At 38.6% G+C, this 9,992-nt stretch carries 6 protein-coding genes; 4 read left to right on the top strand and 2 right to left on the bottom strand.

Annotated features, from left to right (window positions below; genetic code table 11):
• Positions 1-42: 42 nt before the first annotated feature.
• A complete protein-coding gene (rlmB, locus tag HMPREF2795_RS01175; RefSeq protein ID WP_049548287.1) occupies positions 43-771 on the bottom strand; it encodes a 23S rRNA (guanosine(2251)-2'-O)-methyltransferase RlmB in 729 nt (242 codons plus the stop codon).
• Positions 772-815: 44 nt separating this feature from the next.
• A complete protein-coding gene (gene def, locus HMPREF2795_RS01170; protein WP_075228015.1) occupies positions 816-1,427 on the bottom strand; it encodes a peptide deformylase in 612 nt (203 codons plus the stop codon).
• Positions 1,428-1,587: 160 nt separating this feature from the next.
• On the opposite strand from def, the gene HMPREF2795_RS01165 reads away from it, so the two are divergent.
• From HMPREF2795_RS01165 to HMPREF2795_RS01150, 4 genes are all read left to right on the top strand, one after another.
• Positions 1,588-2,907 carry a CapA family protein gene (locus HMPREF2795_RS01165; protein ID WP_075228014.1) on the top strand — a complete coding sequence of 440 codons (1,320 nt, stop codon included), beginning with the start codon at positions 1,588-1,590 and terminating at the stop codon, positions 2,905-2,907.
• Between the two features lie 24 nt (positions 2,908-2,931).
• A complete protein-coding gene (locus HMPREF2795_RS01160) occupies positions 2,932-3,759 on the top strand; it encodes a Cof-type HAD-IIB family hydrolase (protein ID WP_000403234.1) in 828 nt (275 codons plus the stop codon).
• A 1-nt stretch (position 3,760) separates the two neighbouring features.
• The gene (locus tag HMPREF2795_RS01155) at positions 3,761-4,396 is read left to right on the top strand and encodes an SGNH/GDSL hydrolase family protein (RefSeq protein WP_000290629.1); all 636 of its coding nucleotides are present in this window, start codon (positions 3,761-3,763) and stop codon (positions 4,394-4,396) included.
• Positions 4,397-4,807: 411 nt separating this feature from the next.
• Positions 4,808-9,992: Spy0128 family protein (locus HMPREF2795_RS01150; protein WP_148131243.1), on the top strand; the 5,185-nt coding region annotated here is incomplete at its 3' end.

The following is a 9,992-nucleotide window of genomic DNA, read 5'->3' as shown; positions in this document are numbered from 1 at the left end:
AAAAAGTGAGGTCGGGATCTTTTGTCCCAACCTCACTTTTTATTAGAGTCGATTTCGGAATACTTCGTACATGAGAATAGCAGCAGCGACACTGGCATTGAGGCTCTGTACGTGACCATTCATAGGTATGGTGATCATCTCGTCAACTTGTTTCTTGATGTTGCTTGAAATACCTTTGCCTTCATTTCCGATGATGAGAGCAATCTTTCCTTTGGTATTCCATTTGTTGCAAGGAGTTCCGTTCATATCAGTACCGAATGTCCAGAAGCCTTCATCCTTGAGTTTGTCCAAGGTTTGGCTGAGATTGGTCACGCGAGCGATAGGAACGTGTTCAATCGCACCTGTTGCTGTTTTTGCTACGACAGGAGTAACACCGACAGCTCGATGTTTGGGAATAATGACACCTGAAACATTAGTTGCATCCGCTGTTCTTAAGATAGAACCGAGATTATGTGGGTCCGTTAAACCATCAAGGATTAGTAGTAGTGGGTTTTCTTCCTGGCGTGTCTTAGCAAGAATCTGCTCAAGTTCAGTATAGGCAAATTCAGAAACGCGCAAGACAAAACCTTGGTGAACAGCTCCTTCAGTCATCTCAGAAAGTGATTTTTTGGAAGTCCAAGAAATGGATACTTTCTTTTCAGTAGCCAATTCCTTAACTTTTTCCACATTCTTTCCTCGTAAATCTTCCTGAAGGTAGAGTTTGTTTCCAGTATTTGCTAAAAGAGCTTCTGTGACGGCATGAACGCCATAGACAATATCGTTTGTTTTCATATCTTCATTATAACACAAAATCCCGTCTTGCAACGGGATTTTCTTTATTCAAGAATGAGCAGGCCATCTTTAACTTCAAATGGGTCTTTTTCATTGATACGATCGTAGAACATAATGCCATTTAAGTGGTCAATTTCGTGTTGAACTACAATAGAGTTATAGCCCTTAAGTTTGATGCGGTGTTTTTCTCCATCCTTATCAAAATAGTCGACAGTTACTCGAGCGTGGCGGATAACATAACCTGGAACAGCACGGTCAACAGATAAGCAACCTTCCCCTTCGCCTAGAGCAGCATCTTGGACTGAATGTGAGACGATTTTAGGATTGTACATCACAGCTTGTAAGTCATAGGCTTCCTGAGGTGTTTCGCCATCCTCAGTGATATTTGGTACCAGTACGGCGATGATGCGTTTTGAGATATCCAGCTGTGGTGCAGCAAGCCCAACACCTCCACGTAGACCTAATTTTTCAGCCATAACAGGATCTTGAGAGTGTTTCAAAAATTGCATCATTTTTTCTCCAAGAATGATATCTTGGTCGCTCAAGGGGAAAGAGACCTCTTCGGCAACGGCACGAAGAGTAGGGTTCCCTTCGCGGATAATATCTTTCATATCGATTAAATGAGCAGCTTTGGTAATTCGTTCTATAGCAGACATATTCTTTCCTTTCCTTCTATTACAATTACATGATAACACAAAACAGATGAGAAAGAAAGTCACAGAAGTTGCTAAAAAATAATATAATAAAAGGAAATACCTATTTGTCTGTGGTATAATAGAATGAGAAATATGACTTTAAAATTATGGGAGAAAAGTTATGGAACAACGTAGTAGTAGAAGAAAAAGTGGTCCCGTTTTACAAGCTATTAGACATTCTGTTCGATTTTTCAGGAACTATAAGCAGTGGAATAATCGCACTTTTATTGTGGTCTTGTTAGCTTCGGTAGCTGTCTCGATGATGCTTACTTTATTAGTGGAAGGAGCTCGAGGGATTTCTTTAAGCAGTAGTGATACAAGTTCCACACACCAACAGTCAAGTTCTCAGGCAAAGAATGCAGAGACGGAACAAGAAACGAGTGCGCGTATCATGGCAAATGGTGATTTGCTCTATCATGACATTATCTACATTTCAGCCAAAAAATCAGACGGTACCTATGATTTCCATGAAAATTTTGAATATGTGAAACCTTGGCTTAAGCAAGCAGACTTAGTTCTTGGTGATTTCGAAGGAACCGTAAATAAAGACCACTATCTTGCAGGTTATCCTTTGTTTAATGCGCCTGGTGAAGTCATGGATGCTATAAAAGATGCGGGCTATCAAGTGCTAGACTTGGCTCATAATCATATCTTGGATTCTCAGATTGAGGGAGTGGTTTCAACTGCAGATGCTATTGAAAAGGCAGGAATGACACCGGTCGGGGTCTATACCCATGAATCACGAGATAAGGCTCCTTTAGTTATCAAGGAAGTTAATGGTATTAAAGTTGCTATTTTAGCTTATTCCTATGGCTTTAACGGCATTGAACAAAGCATTTCACAAGAGGATTATAATCGTTATCTTTCAGACTTAGACGAAGATAAAATGAAGGCTGAAATTGAACGAGCAGAGAAGGAGGCAGATATTACAATTATCATGCCTCAGATGGGAGTTGAGTATCAAATTGAGCCGACTGAGGAGCAAAAGAAACTTTACCATAAAATGATTGATTGGGGAGCTGATATTATCTTTGGGGGGCATCCTCACGTTGTTGAACCGGCTGAAACTGTTGAAAAAGACGGTGATAAAAAGCTTATCATCTACTCTATGGGTAATTTTATCTCAAATCAACGAATTGAAACCATGCAGGATGTTGAAAATGCCAAGTGGACGGAACGTGGCGTACTTATGGATGTGACCATTAAGAAAAAGTCCGGTAAAACAACTATCGAGACGGCCCAAGCTCATCCAAGCTGGGTGAGTCGTACTCCAAAAGGAGGTTATTCTCCAGAAGGCTACCCACTCTATCTTTACCAAACCTATATCTTGGAAGATTTTATAGAGGGCGGGAAATACCGTAGTCAGTTAGACGAGGCCACAAAGCAAAGGATTGATATAGCCTATAAAGAAATGAACGAGCATGTAGGTTTGAAGTGGTAGTGACTTGGACCACAAGGAGACACAATGGAAATTAAGATAATAGCGACAGATATGGACGGTACTTTGTTGGATCCTCAAGGACAACTGGACCTACCTCGACTAGAGAAAATTTTAGATCAGTTAGATCAACGTGGCGTTCGTTTTGTCATTGCAACTGGAAATGAAGTTCATCGAATGCGACAATTACTGGGACATTTAGCAGATAGAGTAGTTCTCGTGGTTGCTAATGGCGCTCGTATATTCGAAAATGATCAATTGATTCAAGCTCAGACTTGGGACGATGCTATGGTTGATAGGGCTTTGGGCCATTTTAAAGGCAGAGAGTGTCAGGATCAGTTTGTCGTAACTGCTATGAATGGCGGTTTTGTCAAGGAAGGAACTGTCTTTACAGAACTTGATAAATTTATGACTTTGGAGATGATAGAGAAATTCTATCAACGAATGCACTTTGTTGATGAATTTGATTCCAGTCTCTTTGGTGGTGTTCTCAAGATGAGTATGGTTGTTGGTGAAGAACGATCAGAATCCGTTTTGCAAGAAATCAATGAATTATTTGATGGTCAGGTTCGAGCTGTTTCTAGTGGCTACGGCTGTATCGATATCTTACAAGATGGGATTCATAAGGCATGGGGCTTAGAGGAGTTGCTCAAACGTTGGGACTTGAAACCTGAACAAATTATGGCCTTTGGTGATAGTGAAAATGACATTGAAATGTTAGAGTTGGCAGGAATTTCATATGCCATGGAAAATGCAGAGGAGACTGTCAAAGAAGTAGCCACCAAAATAGCGCCAGCCAACAGTCAGGCGGGTGTTTACCAAGTTTTAGAAAACTGGCTAGAAGAAGGAGAATAACTTGGCAGTACAACTATTAGAAAATTGGCTCTTAAAAGAGCAAGAGAAAATTCAAACCAAGTATCGTGAACTTAATCAAATCTCGGTGATTGAACCAGATATCATTTTTATCGGGGATTCCATTATTGAATATTATCCCTTGCAAGAATTATTGGGAACGTCAAAAAACATTGTGAACCGAGGGATTCGAGGCTACCAGACTGGACTTTTACGAGAAAATCTTGATGCTCATCTCTATGGCGATGCGGTGGATCAAATTGTACTTTTGATTGGGACAAATGATATCGGCAAAGATGTTCCAATGAATGAAGCGCTAAACAATCTTGAAAGCGTGATTCAAAGTATTTCTCGCGACTATCCACTGTCACAGATAAAGCTAGTTTCCATTTTGCCAGTCAATGAGAGTACGAACTTCAAACAGACAGTTTATATTCGTACCAATGAGAAAATCAAGGCCTGGAACCAAGCCTATCAAGACCTTGCCTCTGCCTATATGCAGGTTGAATACGTATCTGTTTTTGAGAACTTACTCGATCAGGAAGGGCAACTTAAGGCAGACTACACAACAGATGGCCTTCATCTCAGTGTCGCTGGTTATCAAGCTTTATCAAGTACTCTAAAAAAATATATTTTATAGGTTCAGTATAGATGAACTATCTATTTCATAATCAGTAATTTTACTAAAAAAAATTTACTCTAAACATTTAAAATGAATAAAAAAATATTCAATTAAAAAGTTTAGAGTTTTTTATATAGAAAATACTTTTGGATGAAATTAATCTTTAGACATAAAAGTTTTAACAATAAGATTAATAAAAAAAAACACACATAAAAGACACTATTTTTAAATGTATTAATTATCGTAAAAATGAATAATAATTATAAAAATAGGGGAAGAATTTAATTTCCTTTTTCTTGATTTAAAAGGTTCGAATATGGTATACTGTTAGCGTTACTTGTAATGTGGGGAAGTACATTTTCTTTTTTGGAAAAAGTCAATAATCTTACATATTATTAGTTAAAATGTTTAAAAAGGAGAACTTATCCCATGATAAGAAGAGAGCAACAACGATTTTCTTTAAGAAAATACAAAGTTGGTGTCGCATCAGTTTTCTTAGGAACGACCCTTAGCTTCATGATGGCTAATGGTGGTGCTGTAAATGCTGCTGAGATTGTAGCAAAGCAAACTGATGAGAATACTGAACTAGTCGACAATAACGACAAGGAAAAGTTGAAAGAGCCATCAACGGATGTGGCAACTTCAGCTAATTCTGAAACTTCAGAAGTTAAGTCAGAAACATCAACACCTGAAGTTAAGTCTGAAGTAGTAAAATCAGAACCAACTGAAGTAAAATCTGAAGAAACAAAAGCTGACAAAACTGAGGAAAAAACATCTGTTAGTCCTGAGGTAAAACCAGAGTCTTCTAAGCCAGTAGCAACAACTGCTTCAAAAGCAGAAGAAGTTGTAGTAGCTAAGTCTAAGGCAGAAGAAAAGACTGAAACTAAACAAGAGGAAAAATCTGAGCCTAAAGCAGAAGTTTCAGCTGTAGCTGAGGCAACTAGCATTGATACAACTGCTAGTGTAGCTAATGTTGCAGCAAAACCACTAGTAGATACAGAAACACTTGCTTTGGCAGCTGAGAACACTGTAAATGCCGGTGCTTTGGCTACAAATGGTGGTCGTCGCCGTAACCGTCGTGCTGCAACTGACCATAATGTAGCACCGATTGATGTTGTAACGACTTTAGCTGATAATGTTGCTGCCAATCCAGACATGACAGATCCTAACGGAGCATCTGTGCATTCTCAAACAATTCCAGCTGGTTACCAAGCTAAAGAAGGTGACTTCTATACTTTTGGTATCTGGAATTTGACAAAATTTAATGCCCGTTATAATACAAACTACTATGCGCGTGCTTATAAAACATTTGGCACTTCAACCGATACTACAGTTGAATTGATTGATAAAAATACGGGTAATGTAGTTGAAACACATACAGTCACTGCAACTAGCGGTGTTCAAAAATTCACTACAACCACTCCAAAATCTAATAATGAGTTGACACTGCAAGTGGATTACCAAGCAGGTGCTGGTCAAGGTCCTGGTAAAACAGACCAACCATTCATTCAAATGGGATTTGAAGTTGGATCAGCTGTTCAAGCTTTGGTAGCTGCTGGTCATACCTTGACTCCAGCTGAACAAGCTTATTATACGGCTGTTTATTCTGCACGTAACTCAAATGATATTTTGAATGCAGTTGAACCTGCTTATAATGGTCGTGAAGTTACAGACACTAACTTTAAGATTCCTGTAACTGTTGATAAGACAACATACTATAAAGTTGTTGATCAGGCAAATCCTACTTATAAGGAAACTGGTAAATCTGTTACAACTCAGGACTATAAAGAAAATGGAAATGAAACCAGTCTAGCAACATATACACTCAAAGCTATGGAGGGTCAAAACTTCACAGCTTCTGGGGAGCGTCAATTTACAAAGACTGAAGAACTTACAGATAAAATTACCAGAGAAACAGTTTATAAACTTTATCAAACAGCTGGTCAAGATACAACTTCTGGTTATGTGAGTCGTCCTTACACAGTTGGTACTAGATTTATGGATGCTGAACGTGCTGGGATTAAACGTATCAAGGAAATCGTTGATGAAGACGGATCTGTAGTGATTCGTGTTTACCTACTAGATCCAAAACAACAAAGCAAACGTTCAGATGGTACTTTGAACACTGACGGTTATATGCTTTTAGCAGAAACCAAACCAATCAAGCCGGGAAGAGTGAATACAGAGGATTTGGTCGTTAAAAAGACCCCTCTTCAAACCATTCCTTTTGCTGGACATCCAAATGGTGAACCTGTTAATTTTGATTTCCAAACAGCTGCAAATTATACACCGAAGAAGACTGTATTTGTTCCGTTCTTGGGAGACAATATTGGACACCTTTCACCAAATAGTCAATTAGATAGTGGTGCTTATAAGGGTATTGGTACCAACGTTGACTTGCTCAACTCCTTGACACCATACAAACAACCTATCTACTACTACGACAAGACAGAAACTATCAAGGTAAAACCAGAAGTTGAAAAACAATTGGAAGGTCGTGCCCTTGTAGATGATGAGTTTAGTTTCACTCTTAAGAAAGAAACAAGTTCAGCTAGCGAAGCATACTCTGAAACTGTAACTAATAAAAACGGTAAAGCAACTTTCACCGAATTGTCATTTGACCGAGTAGGAGTTTATAACTACAAGATCACTGAAACAAAAGGTTCTGATACCAACGTTGACTACGATGCAATGGCTGTCACAATGACAGTTACTGTAACTGAGAATTCTAAAGGTGACTTGGAAGCTACAGTTAAATACAGTTCAGAAGGTGGATTTAGCGCAAGTGCAGATGATAAGGTCTTCAACAACTATGTTGTAGCTCCAGTAAAGACTAAGTTTGACTTTAGCAAGAAATTGGATGGCCGTAAGTTGAAAGATGGCGAATTTACATTTGCCTTGAAAGATTCAACTGGTAAAACAATCCAAACGAAAACAAATAATGCAGCTGGTGTTATCTCATTTGACGATTTGACCTTTGACAACACTCAAGTTGGTACTCACAAGTATACAGTTGAAGAAGTTATCCCAACAAATAAAGTGTCAGGTTTACCAACTAAAGAAGAAGGTATGACTTATGACACAATGAAGGCTGAAGTAACGATCACTGTTACTAAGGAAGGTCATGTTCTTAAAGCAACAAACACACTTCCTGCAGATACAGAGTTCAACAATACCTTCACACCATCTCCTGTTAAAGTAAACCTTGAGTTTGATAAATCACTCTCAAATGGTAACTTGAATGCAGGTGACTTTAGCTTCACTTTGACTGGTGATAACAATGTTAATGAAACTGTAACTAATAAAGCTGACGGTAAGATTAACTTTAGCGAATTGTCATTTGACCAAGTAGGTGTCTACAACTACACAGTAAAAGAAGTTAAAGGCGATAAAGCTGATGTAGACTACGATGCAATGACTATCGCAGTTAAAGTAACAGTTACAAAAGATGAGAATACAGGTCTCTTGGTAGCTAATACTGAAATGACTTCAACAGGTGGTGAAGCAACTGGTACTGACGATAAAGTCTTTAACAACCACGTTGTGGCGCCTGTAACTGCCCAATTTGACTTCAGCAAAGCTCTTGCAGGCCGTAAACTCAAGGCTGGTGAATTTAGCTTTGTATTGAAAGACAAAGATGGCACTGTTATCCAAACAAAACAAAACGATGCCGCTGGTAACGTTAAATTTGACGCCTTGACATTTACGAATGCTCAAGTCGGTGATCATAACTACACTGTAGAAGAAGTTATTCCAGAAACAAAAGAAGCTGGTATGACTTATGACACTATGAAGGCTAATGTGACAGTTACTGTTACTAAATCAGGTCATGCCCTTACTGCTGTAGCAGCACTTCCAGCAGATAAAGAATTTAACAATACCTTCACACCAACTGCAACTCAAGCACAATTCAAATTTACTAAGAAACTAGAAGGTAAAGAACTGACGAAGGATGCCTTTACATTTGAATTGCTTGAAAATGGAAAAGTTCTCCAAACGAAGAAAAACGCGGCTGATGGAACTATCCAATTTGATGCGATTTCTTATGATGCAGAAGGTACTCATACCTATACTGTACGTGAAGTAGCTGGTACAGACACAAACATTGACTATGATTCAATGAATGCAGAAGTAAAAGTAACAGTTACGAAAGATGCTTCAACTGGCCTCTTGAATGCAGCAGTTACAATGCCGGATGATACTGAGTTTAATAACTATCATGTGGCTCCAGTCGTTGCAAGATTTGACTTTACTAAGAAATTAGCAGGTCGTGAACTTAAAGATGGCGAATTTAGCTTTGTTCTGAAAGATTCAACTGGTCAAACTCTTGAAACAGTAACAAATAAAGCTGACGGAACGGTAACATTCACTGAATTATCATTTGATAATACTAAAGTTGGAACTCATACCTATACAGTAGAAGAAGTTATCCCATCTACTAAAGAGCTTGGTATGACTTATGATACTATGAAAGCAACAGTCACAGTTGAAGTTGCTAAGAATGGTCACACCTTGACTACTGTAACAAACGTAACATCAACTGGCGGTGTCAATGCTGATGGAACTTCAACAGAAGGAACTGATGATAAAGAATTCAACAACAAGATCACTCCTCCTGAAACACCTGAATTCCAACCTGAAAAATTTGTTCTTAACAAAGAGAAATTTGACATTACAGGATCAAAACTTGTAGATGATGACGATGAGTTGGCTGATGAGTACACTGCTACAAATGCAAACCCATATGCAGATGGAACTTCAAACAACGAAGCAGAAAACATCAATACTAAGACGGTTGAACGTGGTGAAAAACTAGTTTACCAAGTATGGTTGGATACTAGAAACTTCACTGATAAAAACAACATCCAATCTGTTGGAATCTCTGATACCTATGATTCAGAAAAATTAACTGTAAATGCTGCTGATATTAAAGCATATGACAGTGAAACTGGGGATGACGTAACTGACAAGTTTGACATTAAGGTTGAAAATGGTGTCATTACAGCAACATCTAAGACTTCTGTAAACAAATCATTAGGTGATGCGGATAATACACAAGTTATTGATACAACTAAATTTGCATTTGGTCGCTACTATAAATTTGATATCCCAGCAACTGTTAAAGATGACGTTGCGGGTGGAGTGGATATTGAAAATAAAGCCAACCAAATCGTTCATGTTTATAATCCAGTAAGCAAATCTGTTGAAAAACCAGAAAAACCAACTCAAAAACGTGTGAACAGCGTTCCAGTTCCAGTGGAAATGAACTTCACGAAACGTTTGGAAGGTCGTGAACTTCAAGCGAACGAATTCGAATTCGTATTGAAGAAAGACGGTGTTGAAGTAGAACGCGTGAAGAATGACGTTGCTGGTAAGATTGTCTTCAAGACTCTTAAGTTCGGACGTGATGATCTTGGTAAGACTTACAACTACACTGTAGAAGAAACTCCTGGTACAGATGCAACCGTTACATACGACACAATGGTTGCGACTGTTAAAGTTGTGGTATCACACGATGGTAAAGCTAAAGCAATCGTAGCGAATGTAACAGATGCGGCTGATAAAGAGTTCAACAATACTGTAACTCCTCCAGAAGAACCTAAGTTCCAACCAG

This window comes from Streptococcus sp. HMSC056C01 (assembly GCF_001811305.1).
Taxonomy (GTDB): Bacteria; Bacillota; Bacilli; order Lactobacillales; family Streptococcaceae; genus Streptococcus.
The sequence above is the reverse complement of the archived record's forward strand: the minus strand, read 5'-3'. Positions and strand labels throughout refer to the sequence as shown.